General features: G+C 45.4%; 13 protein-coding genes and 1 tRNA gene. 6 read left to right on the top strand and 8 right to left on the bottom strand.

What is annotated here, in order from left to right; all coding sequences use genetic code 11:
• The first annotated feature begins 148 nt into the window (after positions 1 to 148).
• Positions 149 to 1,873 carry a T9SS type A sorting domain-containing protein gene (locus HYN49_RS00980; protein WP_108902379.1) on the top strand — a complete coding sequence of 575 codons (1,725 nt, stop codon included), beginning with the start codon at positions 149 to 151 and terminating at the stop codon, positions 1,871 to 1,873.
• A 129-nt stretch (positions 1,874 to 2,002) separates the two neighbouring features.
• Here HYN49_RS00980 and HYN49_RS00985 read toward each other — a convergent pair whose 3' ends face one another.
• The 4 genes from HYN49_RS00985 to era form a co-directional block, all read right to left on the bottom strand.
• A complete protein-coding gene (locus tag HYN49_RS00985; RefSeq protein ID WP_108902380.1) occupies positions 2,003 to 4,789 on the bottom strand; it encodes an outer membrane beta-barrel protein in 2,787 nt (928 codons plus the stop codon).
• A gap of 302 nt (positions 4,790 to 5,091) precedes the next feature.
• On the bottom strand, positions 5,092 to 6,402 hold the full coding sequence (der, locus tag HYN49_RS00990) for a ribosome biogenesis GTPase Der (protein WP_108902381.1): 1,311 nt from the start codon (positions 6,400 to 6,402) through the stop codon (positions 5,092 to 5,094).
• A gap of 109 nt (positions 6,403 to 6,511) precedes the next feature.
• The gene (locus HYN49_RS00995) at positions 6,512 to 6,898 is read right to left on the bottom strand and encodes a hypothetical protein (protein WP_146185026.1); all 387 of its coding nucleotides are present in this window, start codon (positions 6,896 to 6,898) and stop codon (positions 6,512 to 6,514) included.
• A 196-nt stretch (positions 6,899 to 7,094) separates the two neighbouring features.
• Positions 7,095 to 7,973 (bottom strand): GTPase Era, encoded by an 879-nt coding sequence (gene era / locus HYN49_RS01000; protein WP_108904898.1) that lies wholly within the window; start codon positions 7,971 to 7,973, stop codon positions 7,095 to 7,097.
• Positions 7,974 to 8,165: 192 nt separating this feature from the next.
• Between era and HYN49_RS01005 the strand changes: the two genes are divergently transcribed.
• From HYN49_RS01005 to HYN49_RS01015, 3 genes are all read left to right on the top strand, one after another.
• Positions 8,166 to 8,552: a hypothetical protein gene (locus HYN49_RS01005; RefSeq protein ID WP_245892231.1), complete on the top strand. Its 387-nt coding sequence runs from the start codon at positions 8,166 to 8,168 to the stop codon at positions 8,550 to 8,552.
• Between the two features lie 108 nt (positions 8,553 to 8,660).
• A complete protein-coding gene (locus HYN49_RS01010) occupies positions 8,661 to 9,464 on the top strand; it encodes an MbnP family protein (RefSeq protein ID WP_108904900.1) in 804 nt (267 codons plus the stop codon).
• Positions 9,465 to 9,518: 54 nt separating this feature from the next.
• A complete protein-coding gene (locus tag HYN49_RS01015) occupies positions 9,519 to 10,481 on the top strand; it encodes a transporter (RefSeq protein ID WP_108902383.1) in 963 nt (320 codons plus the stop codon).
• A gap of 56 nt (positions 10,482 to 10,537) precedes the next feature.
• Here the strand turns inward: HYN49_RS01015 and HYN49_RS01020 are convergent.
• From HYN49_RS01020 to HYN49_RS01035, 4 genes are all read right to left on the bottom strand, one after another.
• Positions 10,538 to 10,610: transfer RNA gene (locus tag HYN49_RS01020), tRNA-Met, on the bottom strand.
• Positions 10,611 to 10,739: 129 nt separating this feature from the next.
• Entirely contained in the window at positions 10,740 to 16,226 is a 5,487-nt protein-coding gene (locus HYN49_RS01025; protein ID WP_108902384.1) for a DUF7619 domain-containing protein, read from the bottom strand.
• Positions 16,227 to 16,358: 132 nt separating this feature from the next.
• Entirely contained in the window at positions 16,359 to 21,344 is a 4,986-nt protein-coding gene (locus HYN49_RS01030; protein WP_108902385.1) for a DUF7619 domain-containing protein, read from the bottom strand.
• Between the two features lie 144 nt (positions 21,345 to 21,488).
• Positions 21,489 to 23,027: a L,D-transpeptidase family protein gene (locus tag HYN49_RS01035; RefSeq protein ID WP_108902386.1), complete on the bottom strand. Its 1,539-nt coding sequence runs from the start codon at positions 23,025 to 23,027 to the stop codon at positions 21,489 to 21,491.
• A gap of 138 nt (positions 23,028 to 23,165) precedes the next feature.
• Here HYN49_RS01035 and HYN49_RS01040 point away from each other — a divergent pair, with 138 nt between their 5' ends.
• Positions 23,166 to 24,887, top strand: a complete 1,722-nt coding sequence (locus HYN49_RS01040) for an ABC transporter ATP-binding protein (RefSeq protein ID WP_219928757.1) — start codon at positions 23,166 to 23,168, stop codon at positions 24,885 to 24,887.
• Complete coding sequence (locus HYN49_RS01045) at positions 24,877 to 26,640, top strand: ABC transporter ATP-binding protein (protein WP_108902387.1); 1,764 nt, start codon at positions 24,877 to 24,879, stop codon at positions 26,638 to 26,640. Before HYN49_RS01040 ends, HYN49_RS01045 begins: the two co-directional genes overlap by 11 nt.
• The last annotated feature ends 55 nt before the right edge of the window (positions 26,641 to 26,695 follow it).

Below are 26,695 nucleotides of genomic sequence, written 5' to 3' on the forward strand. Positions count from 1 at the left end.
AGCGCCACGTTGTCGTAATTCGTAATTCTAAATTCCTGATTCAAGCACATTTAAACCGTATGTGAACTGCCAACTGAGACTGCCCACTGCGACTCTCTCCTCCCTCTTGTGTAAAATATTTATATTAGCGTACCCAAACCATTTCATTATGAAAAAATTTCTTGCCTTACTACTTCTCACGACACTCTCCTACGGCCAGTCCTGGCAATGGGGCAAACGCGGAGGCAGCAATGATGTGCTTGATACACAGAACATCCAGCGACAGGAAGAAACATATGGCATCGCCACAGATAGCGAGAAGAACATCTACGCCGTGTCGAAGGTTGGCATCACGGGTCTCGATGTGGATGGCCATCCCAAGACCAACTACGGTGATTCGACAACCAAGACGGATGTCTGCATCTCCAGTTTCAGCTGTGACGGGACGTATCGTTGGTCAAAAATATTCGGCGGTGGCGGGCAGGACAACCTGCATCCGCTTCAGGTGGATAGTCAGGACAACATCTATGCAGCGGGAGCATTCGGCGAAGGTTCGGGACCCGACTATGCCCAGCATATTGATGAAGATATGGTATTCCCCACCAATCCTGTGAATTACCAATCCCTTACACTAATCAAATATAACAAAGATGGGGTGCTGCAATGGTACCGAAAACCGCAGCCTGCCAATGTTACCCAGTCGGAATCTTTCGGACAGGCAGCCTCAAGAGGTATGGCTACAGACGGCGACGGGACAACATATTGGTTCGTGGTGATCCCTCCCGGAACCTATGCGAATGGCGCTTTTGTAAACACCCTGCCCGGCTCCAATTACTTTATACTTAAGTATGATACGAACGGAAATTTCCTCGGCGCAATACCGCTCGATATACAAACAGTTACAACCTTTGGGCTTTATATACAGTTCTACCGCAACCCCAACAATGGCTATTTTTATATTACGTCGAGAAAAGGGGGTACCTCTGCTTCTGCTATTGTAGGGGGCCAGCAAATTACACATGCCTTATTCCTTGCATGTTTTAACAATCAGGGACAATTTCAATGGGTTCGGGAAAATACAAATACTTCTACAGGAAGTCTAACCTTGTATAACCTTGTTTTTGATTCCGATAACAATATCTATATTGGCGGAAGGATGACCGGTTTTAATAATGATTCTTTCATGGGACTTTCTATTCCCGAAAGCATTATTCCGGGTTTCGTTATGAAAGTCAACCCTACAGCGGAGAATTTAATCTGGAGTTCCTACAATAATAAAGGGACAAATAGTTACGGTGCTATCGCGTTGAACGGTAATGAACTTGGATTTACAAGTCATTGTTTTGACCCGGATTTTACGTGGGGTAGCCAGGTGCTGAATGCCAATGCGGGAGGCGTGGGTCAGGATGTACTACTCGCCCGCTTCAACAAAGAAACAGGCGCCTGTATCAGTTTAGCAAAAATCCCAGGCGATCCTGGCTATGACGACCGCGGCACGGCGCTGGCCGTGGATGTCTCCGGAGACTATATCTTAGGCGGTGCGATGGGGCATAACCTAACCTTCGGCAACGGGACCATTACCAATGCTGGTTCTCAATCAGATTTCTTTATTGCGAAATACGCCACTTCTGCCTGCTCTCCACTACAGGTAGAGGCTATCGAGACTGGAAGCATTAAAGTCTACCCGAATCCTGTAGGGAATAAAATCAATGTGATGGTTTCGCAAACGATGTCGTATACTTTGTTCAACATCAGCGGTACCGCAGTGTTAAGAGGAAATGTCAGCAATAACAACAATAGCATCGATGTAAGCGCACTAGCTTCGGGGAATTATGTGTTGCAGCTTACGGATGGCAAAGGAGATGTCAGAACAGCAAAAATTGTGAAGCGATAAACTATAAAAAAAGCCGGAAATAATACTCCGGCTTTTTTTTAGCGCCACGTTGGCGTAATTCCTAATTGCTATTCCAATCACATTTAAACCGTATGTGAACTGCCAACTGAGACTGATCACTGCGACTGTCTACTCCTCCATCTCCCATTCATTCTTCTTCTTGCCGCCAAACTTTTCAATCTTGTAGGTTAATGAAAACATCACGTAGCGCTTTAAAACGGTGTTCTGCATATCGGAAATAAATTCAGGTGTAATGGTTCGGGAAGTATTCGTATTCTGGTTTAAGATGTCATACACTTTCACTTTTGCAAGCAGTTTATCACCCATGAAATTGTAACCGAAGCTGGTATTTAAAAGGTAAAAATCCTTCCTGAAACCATCGGCGATATTTGAGTTGTAGGTATATCCGAAATCGGTCCCGAAGATAAAATGCTTAGGCCATTTCACCGTATTTTCCATTTTAAATACATGCCTGAATGTCGATGATTTGTCAATCGAATAGTTGTCATAATCGGTTTGGTTGAATTCATAACGATATGACGGCTGGATTGTCAGGATTTCGCCATATTCATAAGAAAGCGATGCTTCGGGATTCAGCGCATACCCAAACGCCTTGTACAATTTATTATTCGTAAAACCTTTGTTGTAGTTGTAATTGGCATTGAAGCCAATACTTGGCCTGAACTTATGCGCACCCCTTTTTATCGATTTATCTACACTCGCGCCCATGTAACCCGAATAAGCAAAATCGACATTGGCGTAAGACAGCGTGCTCGTTAAACTTTGGGCATCAAAAACATTGGTCGAAACAATATCGTCGGTTTTGTAATTGATTCCTGAATAAACGTACAAGCCTGAACGTTTTGCATAGTCATAATCATTGTAATTGAAGTAGATGTTGTGCGTCTTGGAAGGATTCAGGTTTTCATTTCCGACGATGGTGGTGATCGGCGACGAAAAATCCTGCAGCAATAATTGCTCTGCAGTAGGCAGCTGCACTTCATAACTGTAATACATGTATACCGATTTCGATTTCGTCATGCGGTAATTGAACCAGCCGTTCGCACTGGCAAAAACATAATCCTTACTAAGTTCGCGGCGGGTGCCTAAATAATCCCTTCCATTCTCATAGGCCGTGAATTGCGGACCTACTGAAAATCCAGCGCTGTATTTGTTTTTCCTGACATATATCGATGCGGTCGGCGTAAAATGCTTTGTGCTCGATTGCAGCCCGTAGGAAAGTAAGTCGCTGTAATTATTGTAGTCACCGGTCAAATTATTACGGTTGAAGGTATTTTTTGAAGTCCCGGAATCTTTCCAGTTGTAGCTTGCGCGGATGGTCACGCCGATGGAATCCGTAATGGGCTCAGTAAATCCAATCCGGGTGTAATAATCATCGGAACGCGTGTGGCTGATTTCCCGTTGATGGCGAATGTCGCTCGTTTTACTGGGATCCTGGTAGTAAAATGTTTCAGAGTCATTAAAGCCATCCGATTCATTGCTCTTGTTGGTATTGTTGAATGTGAAGCCTAACGTCCTGCCTTTTTTCTTAAAGTTTTTACCGAAATACAGGTCGTTCCCAATTTCGCCATCATTGTTCGAAGACGTGTTTGAGCCGCTGTTATCGTTAACCAGGCCTGAGTCATTATAGGATTTTTGCGCAAAGAAACTTTTATTATTGTCAAAGTTTTTCTTTATCCTCGGACGTACGGACAAAGTGGTTAATGAATCGATCTTATATTCGAATTCCATGTTCATATTATGCCCTTCATGCAGCCTGTCTGAACTTCCCGTAGATTCCCGAAGGAAGGACTTGCTTTCTCCCGTATCGGCATCCGGAAGCAATGTTTCGGTCCTGCTTTTATAATCATTCCTGGTCTTGGCATTGGTATACATATAGCTGCCCCCTGCTTCAAGCTTCTTAAAATATTTGTCGGCATAATTGATACCTGCCAGCCCGGATTGCGTTATTCCGCTGCCCCCGCCATATTGCTGCCCGTCGATGTTGAAACTCCCGTCACCGCTCATATACACATTGCGCCCGCCGCCCATCGAATCAAAAACCTCGTCCATCGAAAAGCCTATGGAATTGATGTTATTCGATGATCCGAGGAAACTGAACTTTTGCTCATCTTTAAAATAATTGATCAATCCGCTGGATTCATAGCGGTCATCCGAGCCTTTACCGGCACTGAATTTCCCGAAAAGCCCTTTATTCTTATCTTTTTGTATGGTAAGGTTAATGGTTTTTTCATCTGTGCTTGCTGCCTGGCCGGAAAGTTCTTCTTCCTTGGTCTTGGTATCGGTAACCTGCACCTTGTCGATGATTTCGGCCGGAAGGTTTTCAGTGGCCACCTTTCCATCCTTGCCAAAGAACGGTTTGCCGTTGACAAGGATGTTGTTGACTTCCTTGCCATTCACGGTAATCTTCCCATTCGCATCAATCTCGACCCCCGGCAATTGCTTGAGCAGGGATTCGACGTTGGCGTCCGGGCTGACTTTAAACGATGACGCGTTGAATTCCAAAGTGTCTTTCTTGATCCGTACCGGCGGTGCCTGCGACTTCACGACGACTTCGCTGAGGCTCCGCGGCAATTCTTCGATGGCCATGTCGCCGAAATCCTTGTCCGCCAGCAATTCGTCAAGCTGCTGGGTGTAATCTGTAAAACCGATGAATGAGACTTTGAGGAATGCAGGCTGCTTTATTTTTTTGGTTGTCAGTGAAAAATGGCCTGTTTTGTCGGAAATCGTGTAATCGATAATGGTGGAATCCTTCACTGTCGTGAGATACACTGTGGCCGATTCCATGGGAAGGTTGGTGCTTTTTTCTAGAATCCTGCCGCGGATGGTGATGTTCTGGGCGTGAGAAATGAAACAAAAGAGCATGAGGGAGAGGCAAAACAATAGTCTCTTCATTTGTGATCTGGTTTTTGGTTAAGGTTTGGCGAATTAAAGAAATCTCCATGAAAGGAAGTATTCCGTTAAAGAACATTTAACACACAAATCCGGATTTTATTGTTTTGACAGATCGCCAAAACTACGAGAAGCCGCGCGAGGGATGGCAGCGGCATCCTTTTATTTTTAACCCTGAGCGCAGCGGAAGGGTTACAAAATAAAAGATAGAGCGTACAGCCCGACCCGCAGGGACGCGCCATAACTACTATGCAGTGGCAGTTTGCGGTGAGTTACAGTCGCATCCTGAATACTGCGACTGCCTACTATTTCTCGCGGATGTAAATATCAATCGGGACGCCTGCAAAATCCCATTTCTCGCGTATTTTGTTTTCAAGGAAACGCTTGTACGGGTCTTTCACATATTGCGGAAGGTTGGCAAAAAACACAAATTGCGGCGTATTGGTGGGCAATTGCATGCAGTATTTGATCTTTACATATTTTCCTTTGAGCGCCGGCGGTGGGTAACTTTCAATCACCTTAAGCATGTGCTCATTGAATTTTGACGTGGGGATGCGCTGCTTGCGGTTTTCAAAAACCTGGACGGAGGATTCGAGCGCTTTGAGCAAACGTTGCTTGGTCAGGGCCGATACGAATAAAATAGGCACATCCGTGAATGGCTCGATTTCCTTACGGATTTTAGCCTCGTAATCGCGCGTCGACATGGTATCCTTTTCTACCAGATCCCATTTATTGACGAGAATCACAACGCCTTTCCTGTTCTTTTCGGCAAGCCAGAAAATACTTTGGTCCTGTCCTTCGAAACCTCTTGTGGCATCGATAATGAGGATGCAGATATCGGCGTGTTCGATTGCGCGCACAGAACGCATTACCGAATAAAATTCGAGATCTTCCTTCACCTTCGCTTTCCTGCGGATCCCTGCTGTGTCCATAAGATTGAACTCGAACCCGAAGCGGTTGAATTTAGTATCAATGGCGTCACGGGTCGTTCCCGCAATATCAGTGACAATATAACGATCTTCCCCGATAAGTGCATTGATGAAGCTTGATTTTCCGGCATTCGGGCGGCCTACGACGGCAAAGCGGGGCAACTCGGTTTCTTCCTGCACCGGTTCCGGCCTAACGGGGAAAGCGTCGATAAGCGCATCGAGCAATTCTCCGGTACCGCTTCCGGAAATACTGGCAAAAGTATAGTATTCGCCCAGGCCGAGGTTGTAAAATTCGACGGCATCTTTTTCACGCATGGCGTTGTCGACTTTGTTTACGGCAAGCAGTACGGGTTTGGTGACTTTACGCAATAGTTTCGCTACGGCATCATCCATCGGCGTAATGCCTTCCTCGACATCGACAACGAAGATAATGACATCGGATTCGTCAATGGCAAGTTCGACCTGTTTGCGGATTTCGCCTTCAAATACATCGTCTGATCCGCGAACATAACCTCCGGTATCGATTACCGAGAACTCTTTACCGTTCCATTCGCTCTTGCCATAATTACGGTCACGGGTTACCCCGGCAACCGAATCGACAATCGCTTCCCTTCTCTTAATCAGACGATTAAATAAAGTTGATTTTCCTACGTTTGGCCTTCCTACTATTGCGACGATATTGCTCATGGTCTTTTTTGAAATATTTTGCAAAGGTAGTGTTTTTAATTGGTAAATTTTGAAATCAAAAAACCCGCCCCTGAAACCAGAAGCGGGATTAACAAAACAGCTCGTTAATTTATTTTATAGGGGGGCCGGTAGGCTGTGGTGTCTGGTCATTTTTTGTATATGGATTTCCGTCGTGGTTTTCTGCATCGGTACCATCTTTGGTACGCGTGATGAGGATATCCGGATCTTCATTGCTTTTGGATTTACCGGATTTCACAGTAGATTTGGAAGTTTGCTTCACTGTAGCCGATTTAGCATTCGGGGCAGTGCCTGCTGGATTCGCCGTGTTTGCAGCATCCTGATCAGCAGTGTCAATCGTTGTGGTTTCTGTAACTACCGTGGTACTGGTATTGGTTTCTGTGACAGGGACGGGCTTTCTGTCGTCATTACATTTACAGGAGACCAGGAGGCTTGTGGCAAAAATCGCAGCCAACCCTATTGATAGTGGCGTTTTCATAACAGTCATTTTAGGAATTTATATATCGTAAATTTCTAAAAACACCGTAAAAATCATTTATGGAATTGTAGGAAAATGTTACTCAATTCCGACTAGATGCGTGAGGGATGGAAGCGGCATCCTTTTATGGCCGAAGTGCAACGAAGGCTGGAAAAGATATAGCGGACAGCCCGACCCGCAGGGGCACGCCCAAAAATTAATTATACCCGAAACGCCTTAATTGCCGTGCATCGCTGCGCCAGTTCTTGTTGACTTTTACATACAATTCAATGTGGATTTGCTTGCCGAAAAATTTCTCAAGATCGGCCCTGGATTCCATTCCTACTTTCTTCAGTGCAGCTCCCTTATGACCGATGATGATGCCCTTTTGCGTATCGCGCTCTACCATAATTACGGCACGGATGCGGATGATATCGTCGTCTTCGAGGAATTCCTCGGTTTCAATTTCTACGGCGTATGGGATTTCCTTGCTGTAGTTTAAAAGGATTTTCTCGCGTATGGTTTCGTTTACGAAGAAACGCTCCGGCTTGTCGGTCAACGCATCTTTTGGGTAATAGGGAGGTGATTCCGGAAGCAGTTCCAAAATGCGGCTGAACACTTCGGGCACGTTAAAATTCTTCAATGCCGATATGGGGAAAATCTCGGCATTCGGTACTTTCTCTTTCCAGAAACCAACCTGTTCCTCGAGTTGCTCCTGGTGGGAGTTGTCGATTTTATTCAGCAGCAGAAGCACCGGGATTTTGGCATAAATGATTTTGTTGAAAAAAGCATCATCTTTAAGCTCCTTCTCCCCTATTTCTACCATATAAATCAGCACATCCGCATCTTCAAAAGCCGATTTCACGAAGTTCATCATGGATTCCTGCATCTCATATGCCGGTTTGATGATTCCGGGCGTATCAGACAAAACCACCTGAAAATCCTCGCCATTCACAATTCCCAAAATGCGGTGCCGGGTGGTTTGCGCCTTCGAAGTGATGATAGACAGCCGTTCGCCGACAAAGGCATTCATTAATGTTGATTTGCCTACATTTGGATTTCCGATAATATTGACGAAGCCTGCTTTGTGTGCCATGGAATTTTGATTTTTGATTTCAGATTTGATGGAATAATGGAATCTGAAAATCTGGATTGAGTAGAGAAAACGCTGCTGTCTTAGGTAACTTGGCCGCCAAATTCTTTTACTTATGCTGACAAAGATACGACAAGGAATTTTGTAACCAAATTCAAACTTATATATGCTGCAAACTTTGGTCAATTCCGAATTATGGAATATTTTTGCCACGTGCAGAAAACACTAATCATATTGGCTTTTTTTATCCTGTTCAAGCCTTTGTTCCCGATAGTGGAGTATTTTGCCAATTACAATTACATTGCCACAGTCCTTTGCGAAAACAAGGACAAACCCCAGATGAAATGTAACGGGAAATGCCATCTTATGAAGGAAATGGCAAAAGCGGCCGACGGCGATAAGCCAGCCGATAAAAAGGCAGCTGCAAAAGAAGCGGAATTATTGTTTTTCCAGGAAATTAAGACGGTAATTTTCGCACCGGCACAAATCATCCAAAACCCGGGCGTTTGCATTGAATATTCCAATCTGTATTCGCACCTGGATAGCTGCGCTACTTTCCATCCGCCCAACCTTTCGGTGTAAATTTTCAATTATCTATTTTAAGGCTTCGTTGTTTTTTGAGCCTAATGAACCTATGTCCATAATTGTTTGGGGCGCGATGCCCTGAACCAAACTTTCCAACCTTTAAAAATGAAATTTCAATTAAAAAATAGTCTTGCCATAACGGCAATAGCCATTGCTTTGGCTTCCTGCGCCAATGATGACGATAACCATTCCACGTCTGGCCAGGGAAAAATCGATGTCGAATTTGACAATGTATTCGGCAGCGCAAACTTAATCCTCAACGCACAAGGGAATGCAACTTCCCAAGGCGAAACACTAAACATCTCGGATGTGAAGTATATCATCAGCAACATCGAACTGATCAGGGAAGACGGAACCGTTTTCATATATCCAAAATCAGAAAGCTATTTTATCGTCAGTGAAGCTAACGAAGCCACGCATGTCCTGGAACTGGAGCACATTCCTGCGGGTAATTACACAAAGATAAAATTTGGCATAGGTGTCGATGAAAGCCAATACAACCTGGGTGAAACGGCTCAGGGTGACTTCTTCGCTGCAGCCCAAAGTGAAGGCATGGCCTTGTCATGGAACGCAGGTTATAAGCATTTGCTTTTTGAAGGGATGTTTACTTCGGCAACCGTTATTACTCCGACTCCTTTTATGATCCAAACCGCGAAATCAGATTCAAATTACAACTATACCGATGTAACGCTGGATTTTCCCGATATGGCGCTGGTAAGGACGACAATCACCCCTGATGTCCACATCTTTGCAGACGTTGAGAAAGTTATCGACGGAACCCATAAAATCAAACTGACTGACAACAACGTAAGCGGAATGGGTGCGATGATTACGAGCGGTGAAAACCTGTCACTGATTACGGCTAATCTTTCCGGTATGTTTGCTGTTGACCATGTTCACAACGACTAATACAATTATAAGCAGTTGGCTACGGTCAACTGCTTTTAAACCTCTTTAACTTAAATGAAGAAATATATATTATTGGTCCTGCTGGCTTTCCAATTTGCAAACGCAACGGAAAAGGACAGTGTTACAGGACCAGGCATTTTCAGGGAATACTACAGACATGTTATTACAGCAAAGGGTATGTGTGATGCCTGTGGCTGCTCTGCAAGCGGCGGCAGTATGGGATTTGCATCAATGCTGAATTCCAATTTCGTGGGCATCCGTTATTTCAATCAAAATTATAAAAGCTCGGATGGGCTCTACAGCAATTCACCGTGGTACAATGAAGATTTCAATACGCTGCAGGTATGGGCAAGGATTCCTGTTTACAAGAAGATCCAGATTTCTGCCTTGCTGCCGTATCATTTTCATAACAGGGAAACCGCAACGGGGATCCAGAACATCAACGGCATCGGGGATATTACTGTTTTGGCGATGTACCGCTTATATCAGACCCATAGGGACAGTACTTTGTTTGTTCATACGCTGCAACTGGGAGGTGGTATAAAAGCACCCACCGGGAAATTTGACGAAGCCAATGCGGGTGCCGTAAATCCAAGCTTTCAGGTTGGCACAGGAAGCTGGGATTATCTTTTTGCGACGGAGTACATCGTTAAAAGAAAAAGGTTTGGGTTGAATACCATGCTTAACTATACCGTCAAGGCTGAAAACGACAAACAATATCGTTTCGGCAATCAGTTCAATTATGCAGGAACTTTTTTTTACCTGTACGAAAAGCAGCAATTTTCCATCGCTCCGCAGGCGGGTTTTGCAGGTGAAGTTTACGGAAGCAATTACCAACATGGGGTATTGGTAAGAAAAACCTCTGGTGATATTCTTTTAGGTAAGGTTGGTGTGGAGATAGGCAAAAAGAAATTTTCCGCAGGAGCAAATGTGATGTTGCCTATCACCCAGAACCTGGCAGGCGGACGTGTAGAAGCCAATTACAGATGGAGCTTAAACTTAAATTACAGCTTATAATAACTGAGATGCAGAAAGCAAAAAACCCACCGACAATGTCGATGGGTCTTGCTTAGTAGCGGGAACAGGACTCGAACCTGTGACCTTCGGGTTATGAGCCCGACGAGCTGCCTACTGCTCTATCCCGCGCTGTTTCGGGTGCAAATATACAACCATTATTTGTATTTGCAACAACTATTTACGAAAATGTTCAAAATCTAAATTATCGGCATAAAAAAGTCCGGCTGATAAACCGGACTTTTTTTAATTGGCAGTTATTTAGTTTATTACCAGTTTCTTAATAACCCTTAGCTTGGATGCTGTTTGGATTTCAACCATATAAACACCTTTAGCCAAACCGGACACATCAACAGCAATTTGCCCTGGATGACTTGCTTTTACCTGCTTTACAGCTTTACCCAAAACATCATAAAGCGTAACCTGGTCCAGAATTTCTGTTGTATGATGAAGATTAATGTTCACCAAAGTATTTGTCGGATTCGGATATAACACTACATTTAAATCACTGTACTCTTCGGTACTAAGCGGCGCTGAAACCTGTGTCTGCACGGTGTTGGTCACGATCGCTGGATTAGAATCAAAATAAATACTGGCTTCATTTGAAATGACATCTCCAATAACGTAACCCGGTTTAGGTTTTACCTTAAAAGCAACATAACCGTGACTTTCCTCCTCATTATTAGCAGCAGCAGGAAGATCGATATTTGTAAATTCCCATGTCAGGTGATTCCCCGTACGCAACAGATCATAATTGTGGCTTGCCGATACGACACGCAGGCTGCTTTCATCCAGCATATCATCCAGAACATCCTCAAGCCTTACATTGGTGGCCTGGTAGGTACCGGTGTTCTGGAAGCGGATGGTGTAATAAAGATATCCGCCATTGTCCAAATCATTGATATCCACTTCACCGCCATGCAATTCCGTTTTATCGTTAGGATCGAATGAGCCAAATATGGTCTGGGTTATTGATGCCGAATTGTCAAGTTGATGGACATCGGCCAAAGTACTCGTAATTGATGCTGTATTGTTGAGCAACTGGCCTAAGCTCACTTCAGGTATTGAAGGTACGGCCATCGTTACATTAATAATCCTTGTTTCGTACGGCAATAATCCTGAAAAATTATAGGTAAAGCCATTCGGAGTCATTGTGACCCCGCTTTGACTCACAGCAGTCACCGTAACCGCCTCATCCTTTGTAAAGGTAATCGTTCCTGATGCCGGTTGAAGCCCCTTGTTTTTGTACACAATCATATTGTGGTAATTAGATCCCGGCAACGGTACATCGACAGAAACAAAATTCACAGACACATCATCATATGGCTGGATCGGGGTCAATGGGAAATACAGCAATTGGCTTCCACTGCCTTCGGACACGCTGATATTGCTGAAACCCGTCGAAGCGGCTGTATAATAAGGTGCAAATTCAGGGAAAATCTGGTATGTGAAGTCATAACTATCAGATGGATCACTACTGTACAAATCGTAATTGCCCGTTTGCGAAGAAATATTCATGAACGGCCCTGAGTCATTTTTCTGGTAAATGAAGTTGCCTTCTGTAAAGTTCAGTTCGCCATCATCCTTCACACCATTGTTATTCGCATCGACGTAAGCGATCAGGCGTACCTTGTCTGCACAAACCGTGCTTCCGGCTCCTGGCTCCCCGGCGTTGGTTTGTGAAATCCGGATATACCCGTCATTCCCGTTAAAGTTTGTGATCAGTACCACATAGTACTGTCCTGCAACTGCATTCGGAATGGTCATGGTTTCTGCGAATGAAGCATCATAGCTGCAATCTACAATATTCCCAAAAGGATAAAATGACTGACCGTTTGTATTATTCGGGCAACTTGGACAGTCAACAAAAGCGATATCACTACAAAAAGAAGCATTATCCTCAAACGGACCCCAGGCTGCAAAATCCACATCAAGGTACGTGCCTGTCGGTTCCCCGTTGATGCCAAACTCGGTATTCTGCAATATATTGAAAGCCAAAGTACCTGATTCACTTATCTTCAAAACGTAGTAAGTCGGATTAGGAATCGACCCCAGGCAAGCTACCTGGTCAGAATTTGGTACGCCCGAAGTATTCCTGAAAATGTAAGGGTCATCCGACGAAGAGCCACAAAAAGACTGGGCATTTTCACATGAGGATACCGATTTCACGCAAACATCGAAGACCACTACCTGGCTCGTCGCAGCATTTGACCACACGCGGAGATAGTAAGTCTCTCCAATAACAAAATTCAAAGCATGACTGGTGAGTTCATTAGCCGTACTGCAATATTTCAATACCATGCTTCCACAGGTTCCTGAATACACCGCATGGTTAAGGTTTACTGTGGTGCCATAAACATTTAATAATGAAATAACCTGATGGGCCGATACGGCCGTAAATTTAAACCACACATCGTCATCCTGCCCGGTGAGGCATGAAGTGACTGACATAGTGGATTGGGTCGCGCCTATAAGGCTACCGTGTGTAAGCGTATTACATTCATAGGTCGGGCTGGCATCGATATCTATAGCTGTGGCGCACTCATCGTTATTAAACGGCGGCGGCGGCGTACTCACACAAACATGGAATGAAGCTGATGCACCCGCATTAGTTCCGGAAGTATACACCCTGATATAGTATGTCGCGCCGATTGTCAGTCCTTGTGCCACACTTTCATTAAATGAACTGCAATATATTTTAACAAGATCCCCAGGCACCCCTGAAAAAAGCGTATGATTCACTGCAACATTGGTATTGGTAGTAATAATATCATTAATAGCGATAATATTGATGTTGCTTGTTGCCACAAAGCTAAACCAGACGTCATCATCAGAGCCACCGCATCCTGCACCCGTAACATTTGGGAGCGAAGCAGTTGCCCCTAAAGTATTCCCCACTACATTCAGCGACGGATTGCATGCCCAAACCGGACTTACCGATACCGGCGCCGCATCCTCAACCTCATCGTTAGCTGGTGGGGCAGTGATGCACAAGTCAAAGTTTACATACTGTTCCGGATCAGATCCAGGAGTATACACCCTGATGTAATACATCTGCCCAACAATCAGGTTCTTGGCCGTAGTGTTGGCCGTACTACTGCAATATAGTTTTGTAAATGCCCCGCATGTCCCTGAATATAAAGTATGGCTGACCTTAACCGAAGCCGGGGTCCCCACCATGTTATAGAAGTTGATGCTAAGCGAAGGAGCCGTTGCTGTAAATTTAAACCATACGTCGTCATCCGTGGTAAAGCAGCCTGACGCTGTACCCGCTGGCGCATCCGCACTGGCTGTAGCGCCGTAAGTATTGCCGTGTACGTTATTTGTCGCAACGCACTGCTGGGTGTTGTTTATAGTAACCGGAATGGCATCAGCGCAATTGTCATTCAGCGGTGCAGTTATGAATGTCACAGGAGATAATATCGACCATGTACTCTCCACTGAAGCGGAGCATAATGATTTCACATAAAATGTATACGATGTTGAAGGTGACAACGCATAGCCTGTAGCAGCACTCACTGTAAATGGATTTGTAACCTGGGTAATTGTAGCTGCCGTTGGCGGGTTATTTGATGGTCCAGGCCCTCCTGTCGGAACGATATACAATGCATATCCAGGAGCTGCCGGCACGGAGGTGTCTGTCCATTGCAATGTAGCGGAACCTGATGTGATGTTTGATACAGTTATGTTTGTAGGTTTAGCACAAGCCGGCTGGATACAATCGCCTACAGCGGCAAACAGCACCGTATTGGGAGTGCCGGTTCCAGGGAGTTTAGTATACAGGATGTCAAGGAATGGGTTCTGGATCGATACCCCGATATTTTCAGGCGTGGTCCCTGCAACGCTCCAAAAAACGTCAAAAGGAACCCCATTGCACAAAGGAACAGTGATCCCAGCTGGTGTATTAATTTGGGTTTCACCTAATATCGCAACGATAATGCCGTTTTGCTTGATTTGTATTTTGGCACCATTCCAGCTATTGCCTGCGGGGCTTGTCAACAGAAACTTGTACCCGCACTTTTCCTGGTCGTTACAGGTTAAGGTATTGAATACAGGAAATGGCGTGCATTTACTTACGCCTGTCGGCGTACAACTCGATCTTATAAAGGCATAATATGTAGTAGCAGGATTGAGGTCGGTAGCTGTAAAAATATACGGGCCTCCCACCGGGACGCTAAATACGTAAGTCGCAGGAGTATCTGTTCCTGGCAGTGTGGGGGCATTTGGCCCTGCTATCAATACCAACTCAAATTGGGTGTCGGCAGTATCGCCGGGATTCCAGGTGAATGTAGCCGAAGTATTCGTTATACTTGCTGCTATTACACCAGCATCTATAGGCTTAGGGCATAATGGCACAGTACAGAAAACCGAATTTGCAGTCGATACGGACCAGGCCGAAGGTTCCGGCGTACAGTTTACCCGCACATAAACCTTATAACACTCATCTGCCGGCAATGGCAGTGTTGTCGTAAATGACGTTGTTGCCGGAGCAACATCATCATAAGTGGGTACCGTATCTGCTGTGGGTGCCGGGCTTCCTGCCGGAAGGATACAGATATCCCACGATGTGGTAGCCGCGGCTGACCAGTTGATTGTAGCGCCTGAATGGGTTACATTTTCGACAGTCACATCAGTCGGAGTAAGGTCGCACCTCGGCGCATCACACGCGACAACATCGTCATAAAGCACCCCATTTAAAGAAACCAATCCTGCTGGTTTTGTATAAATTGTCTGCCCAAATGAATTTAATATTGAAATGTTCTTTTGTGCCATATTGCTTCCAAGGGCATTCCAGTATAAATCAAACGGAACACCATCACACAGCGGAACGCCCACATCAACCGGACCGGTCCCGGTTACCAATTGTGATCCTAAGGTAGCCACTACCAGACCATTCTGACGCACCTGCATTCTGGCAGTTCCCCAACCTGACGCACTTGTGTTGCTGATCCTGAAGGTATAATTACACGTTTGAGAAGCATCGCATACCATCGTATCAAATGCAAATGGCCCTGCCCATGCTGTCCACACGCCAGTACCTGCTGTACATTCCCCACGCACCCAATACTCATATTGCGTACCCGAAACCAAACCGGACGCATTGTACTCCGGAGTATTAACCTGTATACCTGCCCCGGACGGCACTAAAGAGCCTAAAGGCTGCACGGCGACTTCCCAGGAAGAATAACCCTGTGCATCCCAAAAAAGATGGGCCGTATTTAAAGTAACACCATCGATGTTCCCATTTGTTGGTATAGGAAGACAATCTTCTGTCTGGATTAAGAGATTGTAGGAAAACGTTTGTGTTGGCAGGCCTGAAGAAACCAATACGATGTAATCATGGCCCTCAAGCACTGACACGGTAACATTCCTGACGCCCGCATTGGCATTGGAAGCCCCGCCAATACAACTCACTCCTACGTTGGCGCAACCATCATATACAAACACTGAAGAACGCGTAACCGAGTTGAGTGGCTTCAGCTTGATATTGACCAACCTATCCGCGGTAGCGTGGAAGCTGTAAAACACGTCCTTCCCCCCGACACAATTTGCATTAGGCGGATTAACGCCGCAGGATGTCCCCTGCAATGCATCAAAAGTGTCTAAGAAATTAGCCGTATCGTTAATATCCTGGTATGGAAGCGCAATTGAAATAGGGTTCTCACATGTAGTGCCCGGTTGTGCAAAAACCGAAACAGACAGCAGCAAAAAGAAACCCAGAAACGTTTTGAGTAATTGTTTTTTCATGATCGGGAGATAGATTTTTACCAAATGTAATAGTTTTAGACAATTTATTATCAACAAAATACATTATTTGTTAATTTACCTAAAACAAAAAACCAGGCATATAAACCTGGTTTCCATTACTGATTAATCCATTTAATCAACTATCAATTTCTTAATGAGCCTTGAATGCGACATTGTTGAGACTTCCAGGAGGTACACCCCTTTAGCCAAACCAGAAATATCAATAGATAAACTTCCGTTGTGATTCGCTTCCACCTTTTTTACTGTATTTCCCAAAACATCATAAAGGGCAACCTGCCCGAGATTTTCTGCGGTATGCTGAAGACTTACATATACCATAGTATTCGCCGGATTCGGGTAAACATGAATATTTGACAAATCAAAAGTCTGGATACCCAAAAATGCCGAGATTTCTGTCTGCACGGTATTGGTTTCAATTGCAGGATTGGAATCAAAATAAATTCCGGCAGTATTTGAAATGACATCTGCGACAGCAAATCCTGTTTTAGGCCTGACCTTAAACGTAACATAGCCATGGCTTGCATCGGCATCTGCAATCTCAGGCGACAGTCCGATGTTATCAAAATGCCATGTCAAATGATTGCCGGAACCCTCGAGAACATAGGGGTGGCTTGCAGAAACCATACGCAGGCTGTTTGCGTCAAGTTGTGAATCGAGCGTATCTTCCAGCCTTATATTTTTAGCAATCGCCGTTCCGGTATTCTGGAAACGGATGGTGTAAAATAAATACCCATCATTATTTAATTCGGCAATATCGACAATCCCGCCATGCGATTCGGTTTTATCATTCGGATCAAAAGATGCTGAAACAGCCTGTGTAACTGTCGCAGTGTTATCAGGCAGGTTGACATCTGCAGCAGCGCCAGAAATACTTACTGCATTGGACAGCATATCATTGATATTCACCACCGGCAAAGGCGGAACGTTCATCACGACGTTGAATGAGCGTGTTTCCGATGGTTCCAATGCTGTAAACGCGTAGGTGAATCCGCTGGCTGTTGCAATTGTTCCCGCCTGTGCAATGCTGTTGATTACCACGTGTACATCTTTCGTGAAGGTGAGCGTTCCAGAGATGGTGCTTGTCCCTTCATTTTTATATATGATTTTATTGACATAAGTATCTCCTGCCAGGGGTTGGCTCTCCGGAGTGATGCTTACTGATAAGTCTTCATAAGCCTGCATCAAAGTCACCGGGAAATATAAGGTATTGACCCCACTGCCTGCCGGAATACTGATATTGCTGAAATCAGTCGCGGCTACTGCATAATACCCTGCAAATTCAGGAAAAACATGGAAATTGAAATCGTAGGTATTCGCCGCATTGAAATCATAAAGATTGTATTGACCGTTTGAAGTGGCTATATTGACTGCTGGATCGAGGCCATTTTTCTGATAGGTGAAGTTGCCTTTGGTGAAGTTCACTTCCGCATTGTCTTTGATGCCATTGCCATTCTCATCAAGGAATGCGACAAGTTGTATCTTGTCTCCACACACTGTTGAACCGGCCCCGGACTGCCCGAAATTGCTTTGTCTCATGCTCACATATCCCGGATCTCCGTTATAATTTGTGATGAGCAGCACATAATATTCCCCTGCAACTGCATTGGGGATATGCAATGTTTCGGTAAAGCTTGAAGCATAGCTGCAATCCACGATATTCCCGTAAGGATAAAAGGCAGGGTCATTGGTATTGTTAGGGCAAGTGGCACATTCCGCCATCAGGATCTGGTCACAACTTTCCCCGTCGGCAAACGGACCCCAGGCCACATAATCAACATCAAGATATTGGCCTATCGGGTTTCCTGATGAATCAAAAAGTTCATTCTGTACGATATCAAATGTAATTGGTCCCGATTGCCCTATCCTTAACTTATAAAAAGTAGGGTTGGGTATCGATCCAAGACACGCGACCTGCTGGTCATTAGGAGTTCCCGACGTATTGGCAAAAATAAATGGTTCGCCTGTTGCTGATCCACAATAAGATTCCGCATTCTCACAAGTCGATAATGACTTGATGCAGATGTTAAAATTACACGTTGGTACCGATTGCGACGATGCTGAAATCCTGAGGTAGTAAGTTTGCCCTACGATATAATTGTCCCTTTTGGAATACTCCCGAGTATTAGAACAGTAGAACAACTGCATATTTCCGCACGATCCGGTATATATGGCGTGTTTAACATCAGTTCCCGAACCATAAAAATCCAGAAGTGAAATGATTTGCGAATTGGATATCGCCGTAAACTTGAACCATACGTCATAAGTATTACCGCCGCCGCAGGTAGATGTAAAAGGAGACGTTGTAGCGTTGATCATTGAGCCAAATACAACCGTGTCACATACGCCATTATTTACCGGAATCTCAATGGCATCGCTGCATAAATCATTTGTTGCAGGATTTGGCGTGGTCACAATGACATTAAAGGAAGCGGGCGTAAGAGGCAGCCCCGATGAAGTGTATACCCTTATCTTATAGGTATTCCCTATCACAAAGTTGGATGCAAAACTTGTATTGCCATTCCCGCAAAATAGAGGCTGCAGGTTCTGGCAATCACTTCCTGAATAGACTGAAAAAAAGACGGTCTGTGTACTTGGGTCTACGTTGCTGATCTTCACGAAATGCGTTTTGGACGTTGCTACAAAGCTAAACCACACGTCTAATGCCGTAACAACCTGACATGCTGACGACGAAGATTGTGATGATGTTGAAGCGCCTTCAGTAGATCCGGAAGCATACAGGATTTCATTCATCGTGGGATTTACAGGTACCACTATGGCATCCGCACATTCATCATTAGCCGGTTTTGTTGTAAAAAGCAATGGATTTACCAAAGTCCAGTTGCCTGTGTCATTTGATGAACATACGGCCCTGACATAAGCTACATAATCCGTTAATGGCAAAAGTCCGGCAGCATTATACGAAGCCGTATCCACGACATGGTAAAATCCACCGCTGTTCAACGGATTGCCATTTACCGGCAACGTTGATCCCACAGGCGCTACGAAGATTTCCCATTGTGATGCCGTTCCGGTTTCGGTCCAGGTGAAATGGGCAGTTGTCGCTGCAATGGCATCGGCTGCCAGCGCAGTCGGCTTAGGGCAGGTTGGTGGGGTGCAATCGGCAACGCCGCTGTATAGTACAGTCAGCGGCGTTTCATGGCCGGATGTAAAAAGGGAATCATTGTAAGCATTCCTGATTTCGACACCAATATCCAAAGGATGGGTTCCGGCGACACTCCATAACAGGTCAAACGGCACGCCATTGCAAAGCGGCACGGTAATTTCAGGATTGGTGAAAGCATTTGCCAATGTCGCCACAACAATCCCGTTCTGCCTGACCTGCATTTCCGCACCATACCAGCTTGGGTACGGCTGTTTGCAGGTCAATTCAAACTTATAATTGCATTTTTCCGACGCATCGCAGGTCACGGTATTGAAAATGTAAGGCCCTGCCCAGCTGCTCTTGTCTTCTGAAGAACAAACTGTCCTGATAAAATAAAAATAACGTGTGGCATTTGTCAGGGTTCCGGCAGGAAGCACATAAGGTGAGGCATCCGGGCTCAAAAGCAGCCATCCGGGTTGAAGTACCGGATTATCCGGGGGGACAGGAATATTAACCCCATCCGACGGGATCAGTAATATTTCCCACGCATTGTCTGTAGGTGTGCCGTACTGCCACGTCAGCGTTGCAGATGTTGTTGTCGCATTTCCGGCACCAAGCACGAAAGGCTTAAGACAACTTTCATGGGTAAGAAAAGCTGTTTTGACCCACGGCGCCTCGACATCACAGCTGTTCCTCACATAAGCGTAATAGTATGTGCTTTCCACCAAATCAGTTATAGTGAAAAAATCTTCAGTCACATCATTGTATGTAGGAACGGTAGACAGTGAAGGTATTTCATTCGGATTGGTCGTCACGAAAATATCCCAGGAATCCGTTGCCGGAGAACCCCAAATTAACACTGCATTGGTAGCTGTAACTTGCGTGACATGGAAATTTTGTGGAATACTATTACACACCGGGCTGCAATTTGCCATACCCGTATAAACGATATCGCCTGCATTTCCTGCACCTTGCGGCATCACATAAATACACTGTTGAGAAGCGTTCAAAATCGATATTTTACACTGGTACGGATCGGACCCTTCGGTCAGCCAATACACATCAAAAGGCTCATTATTGCACAATGAAACATTCACGAAGGCAGATGAACTGAAATAATTATTGCCTAATGTCGCAATTACGATGCCATTTTGCCTCACCTGCATCCTCGCTCCATTCCATCCATCATTTCCGGATTCAAAAAGCATAAATCTGTATGTGCACGCATTTGACGGATTGCAGGAAGAAGAATTGAATGCCACCGGCCCCGACCATGCAGTAAAAGCATCAGTATTATCGGTACATTTTGCCCTGACCCAATATTCATATGATGTGTGAGGCTGCAATTCCGGCGCATAATTATTCGTATTTACCGGAATTCCGGCTCCTGACGGCAACATGCCACCCGCAGGCTGTACTGCGACTTCCCAGGAAGAAAACGTACCGGCATTCCAGGTGAGGTTTGCAGAAACGTCCGTGATTGCAGACACTGACGGATTAGCGGGTTTAGGACCACAGGCTTCATCCTGCAACAACAGGTTATACGTTATTCCGGGCGTATTGGCACTCGATGAAATCAGGATGATGTAAGTTGTCCCGGCTGTCAGCGAAAGCGTTACAGACCGCGCGTTGGTGTTCGGAGATGCTGCGCCTCCAATACAGCTTACCCCTACATTGGAACAGCCTTCATATATGAACATAGACGAATAAGTCGACCCGATCGGCGTCATGATAAAACTCACATTGCCCGATACCGAAGGGATGTATTTGTAAAACACATCATTGCCTTGAAGATAATTGGTAGCAGCAGGCGTGTTTCCGCAGGAGTTACCCTGAGGGCCAGATATGGTGTTGGAGAAATTTCCGGTGCTCTGGACATCCTGGAACGGCAGCGAACCTATCATCAATGCATTATCACAGGTCGTGCCGGGCTGCGCAAACGCAGCAAGACTTATCAAATACGTTGCAATCAGGGAGAGTAATTGTTTTTTCATTGTCTTGGGAATAACCGCGCAAAAATATGCGATTTCCCCAAACAAACAACTATCTATTTCCCTGATTGTCAAAAACTGTTAAACATTTCCACTGACTATCATCACGGATTGAATGATAACATTATAGTGGCATTTGTAGTATCCTTATTCGGTATACAATAAATGCGCCAGCCTGTTGTCTCGCTGGTACACATCATCATAAAAACTCACATTGCCATTCTCATCAGCCCTTGCCGTAAAATAGGCGATGTATACCGGAATTTTATGCTTCAGCGAATAATGGCTTTCCTTGCCTGCATGCATGGCTTCGTCTATCTTTTCCGGACTCCAGTTTTTGTCGCTGTCCAGAATTTTGACGGCAAGGTCACGCGCTTTCTCTACCCTTACGCAGCCATGGCTGAATGCACGCGTATCTTTTGAAAACAGGCTTTTCGCAGGGGTATCATGCAGGTAAATGTTGTTCGAATTCGGAAACATGAATTTCACCAACCCCAAAGAGTTCTCATTACCCGGTTTCTGCCTGACCTGCCCGTTATTCCATTCCATGTTGTGTTTTTCAAGATAATCAGGATCGGCATCAATGCCAGGCTGTATTTCCTTTTTGATAATGCTCGGCGGGATATTCCAATACGGACTGAATACCAGATAACTCATTTTCCCGCTGAAAACCACCGTTTTATTGAGTTCCTTACCCACAACGACATTCGACTCCAGGACCGGCTTGCCTTCTCGGAAATACACGAGCCTGTACGACGGGATATTTACGGCAATCAGCTCTTTCGATTCGGTGATATCGGGATCAATCCAGCGGCAGCGCTCCATATTTACCACGATGGTCTTGATGCGCTCCTGCACCGGCACGTTCATTTCCTTGACCAAAGCAGGCGTGATGATATTATCGGGTGCACGGCCCTGCCTCTGCTCATACCTTGCTAACCCGGCCTTCAGTTCGTCATCAAACACAGTGCTTTTCGAATCGGCTGCCAGGTCACCCACTATAGCCAGCCTGGTCCTGATTTGCGCAATCCCGGGATCATTATCGCCGGGCTTGAGCGACTTCTTCCCTTCAGGCCAGGTAATGCTTCCCCAACCGCCTTTTTTCTGGATTTCGCGGTAACGCTGCAGTCCTTTGCGTAGATTGTAATATTGCCCGATAAGTTCCTTTTCATCTTTTTTAATCAGGTCAGGATCTTTCATCAGCGCATCAAGGTAATCAACATAAGCACCTTTTTCCCTTGGAAGGTACCAGCCCGTTTGCTTGCTTTTATCGGCATCGAGGCCTTCCAGCACTTTGCTGGTATAAAAAAAGTACATCCCGCTGATCAGCAAATCATTATCGGTTTCGGGTTTTTTCTTTTCGTCGATGTCATAAATGGCTGCAATCTTGTCGCGGTAAGGCAGTTTTGTCACTACCCCTTCAGCGCCAATCTGGCTCGCCCTGTTGTACAGTACTTCAGCAAATTCGACCCTTCCGCCATCATCATACCAGATAAAATGGTTCTGGTGTTTTTCATACAATTCCGTCATTTGCTCTTCAAAATCTGCAAATTCAGGATATCTTTCGAAAAAAGTTTCAAATTTGGCATCATCAATAGACATCTTGTCGACATCGAATTTCTTTTTACAGGAGACAACGCCAAATAACATCAGGCAGGAAAGGGCAAACAAACGTATGGTCCTCATGGTAATTGTTTTTAGGATTTAAAACTTTTACTACAAAAGTATCGCCATCGCCGCAGTTTAGGCTTATATAATTTTTGGATTAGGTTACAGGTTTTGGATGCCTATTTTACGTATTTTAGTGCTGCTTAAAAACTTGCCGTGAAAGACCAAAAAAAACCAGGAATCATGCAGCTGCTGACACCTTATAAAGGGATGTTGGCCCTGCTGTTGATTTTTACTTTATTTAGCAACGCCATCAACCTGTGGCTGCCGAAAATCATTTCCAAAAGCATTGACTCGTTTGAAAAAGGGCACTTTGCTTTCCGCCCGATCATCATCGAATTTACGATTGCCGTCGTGGCCATATTTATTTTCGGTTACCTCCAGAGCATTATCCAGACCTACGCTTCAGAAAAAGTGGCACGCGACCTGCGCAACCGTCTTTCCGACACCATTTCGCGGCAAAGCTATGCCTGGATTGAAGATGCCAACCCGTCAAAACTGCTCACAAACCTCACCGCCGATGTCGATTCGATCAAGATGTTCGTTTCCCAGGCCATCGTGGCCGTCGTGTCGTCGTTGTTTGTGATCATTGGCGCGAGTATCCTGTTATTCAGCATCAACTGGAAACTGGCACTTTGCGTCATTGCCATCATCCCGATAATAGGGATTACTTTTTTTATGGTGTTGCGAAAGGTACGCGCCTTGTTTATACAAAGCCGCGCCGTAACGGACCGGCTCAATAAGGTCATCAGCGAAAGTGTTCTCGGATCGGCCATCATCCGTGTGGTCAATTCGCAGATTCCCGAATACCGGAAATTCCTTGAACTCAATACCAAAGCGCGTGATTTCGGGCTTTCCATTTTAGGGCTTTTCGCCGGGCTGATTCCAGTGATTACCTTTACGGCAAACATGGCCGGGCTTTCCATTTTAGCTTTAGGAGGGCATTTCGTCATCACCGGAAGCATGAGCATCGGGGATTTTGCAGCATTCAACAGTTATCTTGCGATGTTGATTTTTCCGATACTTGTCATCGGTTTTATGAGCAACGTCATTGCGCAGGCTACGGCTTCCTATGCCCGGATTTCGAATATCATCGAGACCCCCGAAGTCGCTGAAACAGGCTTCCTATCCAATGATTTAAGCGGCGCCATTGTGCTGTCAGATGTGAACGTATCTTATGCACAGGTTCCGGTATTGAAAGACATTTCCTTATCGATAAAGCCTGGTTCGAAAACGGCCATCATCGGCCCGACAGCTGCCGGAAAAACCCAACTGCTCTACCTGCTTACCGGACTGATTCCCGCAGACAGTGGAACGGTTTTGTTTGATGGCCATCCGATAAACGGTTATAAAAGTGATATTTTCCACAGCCAGATCGGGTTTGTATTCCAGGACAGCATCATCTTCAACATGAGCATCCGCGAAAATATTGCGTTCAGCGATGCCGTTACCGACGGGTCTTTGGCAAAAGCCATACAAACCGCCGAGCTAAGCGATTTCATTGATTCGCTTCCGCAGAAATTAAACACCGTAGTTTCCGAAAGGGGTTCGAGCCTTTCCGGAGGGCAGAAACAGCGCATCATGCTCGCAAGGGCATTGGCAGTAAACCCTTCCATATTATTACTGGATGATTTTACCGCGCGCGTCGACCCGCAGACAGAAGCCAAAATCCTCGAAAACATCAGCAGGAATTATCCTGACCTGACATTGATATCGGTCACGCAGAAAATCGCCGCCGTCGAAAATTTCGACCAGATTATCCTCATGATGCAGGGCGAAGTCATCGCATCCGGCATCCACAGCGAACTGATGGAGTCGAGCCCGGAATATGTTCAATTATCAAATTCCCAAAAAAGCACCAGCCATTATGAAATATAATCTGAACGCACTTTCGGGAGACGGTAAAAAAGCCTCCACCTTTTCAGGACTGCGGAGCCTGCTGAAGCTGATTGCGCACGAACGTAAAAACTTATTGCTTGCCATGATGGCGATCCTGCTGAATTCGACACTGAACTTACTCGGGCCTTACCTCATCGGCCACACCATTGATGTATACATCCAAAATAAGGAATATCATGGCGTTTTGGTCTATTCGACAATTTTGCTGGCCATGTACCTCACCGGTTTATTCACCAGTTATTTCCAGACGAAACTGATGGGTGGTGTTGGGCAACGGATGCTGTTTACGCTACGCAATACGATTTTCAACAAACTGCAATCGCTGCCCGTGGCCTTCTTTAATTCGAATAAAGCCGGGGATCTGATCTCACGCGTCAATAATGATACCGATAAGATCAATACGTTCTTCTCACAATCACTCATGCAGTTCATCGGAAGCATCGCCACGATGACAGGCGCGGGGATATTCCTGCTGGTCATCAACCCGAAACTTGGTGCGGCGACGCTCGTACCGGGATTGCTGATTTTGCTTTTCACGCAGGTGATTTCACCCTGGGTAAAACGGAAAAATGCCGCAAACCTGAAAAGTACCGGCGGACTAAGCAGCGAAATCCAGGAAAGCCTGGCGAATTTCCGTGTCATTATTGCCTTCAACCGCAGGGATTATTTCAGGAAAAGGTTCGCGAATGTGAGTCAGGAAAATTACAACACCGCAGTAGGCGCAGGACTGGCGAATAATTTGTTCCTGCCGGTGTCTACGTTATTTTCAAGCCTGGCACAGCTTATCGTATTGTCCTATGGCATCTACCTGATTTCAAACCATGAATTCACCATCGGTTTGCTGGTGAGTTACCTCGCTTATGCGGTGAACTTTTACAACCCTTTGCGGCAATTGGCAACGCTATGGACGAGCTTTCAGGTGGCTATGGCGGGCTGGGACCGTGTAAACCAGATTTTGTCACTGGAGAATGATTTGCACACACAACCCGATGCCGAAACCGATGAAAAGCCTACGGCCTTTATCGAATTCAGGAATGTGCATTTCGGTTATGAGGAAGGGCGGGAAATACTGCACGATGTTTCGCTTCAAATCGAACGGGGCAAAACCTATGCCTTCGTTGGCCCCACAGGCGGCGGAAAATCGACAACGGCTTCCCTGATTGCAAGGCTTTATGATCCGCGGAAGGGAAAAGTGTTTTTGGACGGAAAAAACATAAAGACGTATACTGCCGAAGAACGGGCAGAAAAAATCGGTTTTATACTTCAGGATCCCTTCCTGTTTTCGGGCACTGTGAAAGAAAACATATTATATGGTAACGAAAAGTACAAGGATTTTACTGATGCTGCACTCGAAAAAGTGATGCATGATAACAATTTACAGAAGCTGACATCCATTTTTGAAAACGGATTAGAGACTTTGGTTTCCTCATCCGGTGAAAGCATCAGCCTTGGTCAAAAACAACTGATTGCCTTTATACGTGCCGTATTGCGCAATCCTGATGTACTGATCCTGGATGAAGCCACCGCCAATATCGATACCGTGACCGAGCAGCTTTTGCAGGAAATCCTGAGCGGGCTTCCTGAAAAGACGACGCGCATCATCATCGCCCATAGGTTAAATACCATCAAAGATGCGGATGTGATTTACTTTGTCAATTCCGGCGAAATTGTACGCGCAGGGTCATTTTCAGAGGCACTCGAGCTGCTGATGAAAGGCAAAAGGGCACGCTGATAACTTTCTTTTAACATTTGTTTTGCGCAATAAGAAGGTCATAATGGCTAACTTT

The sequence above is a fragment of the Flavobacterium pallidum genome (genome assembly GCF_003097535.1).
GTDB classification, from domain to species: domain Bacteria; phylum Bacteroidota; class Bacteroidia; order Flavobacteriales; family Flavobacteriaceae; genus Flavobacterium; species Flavobacterium pallidum.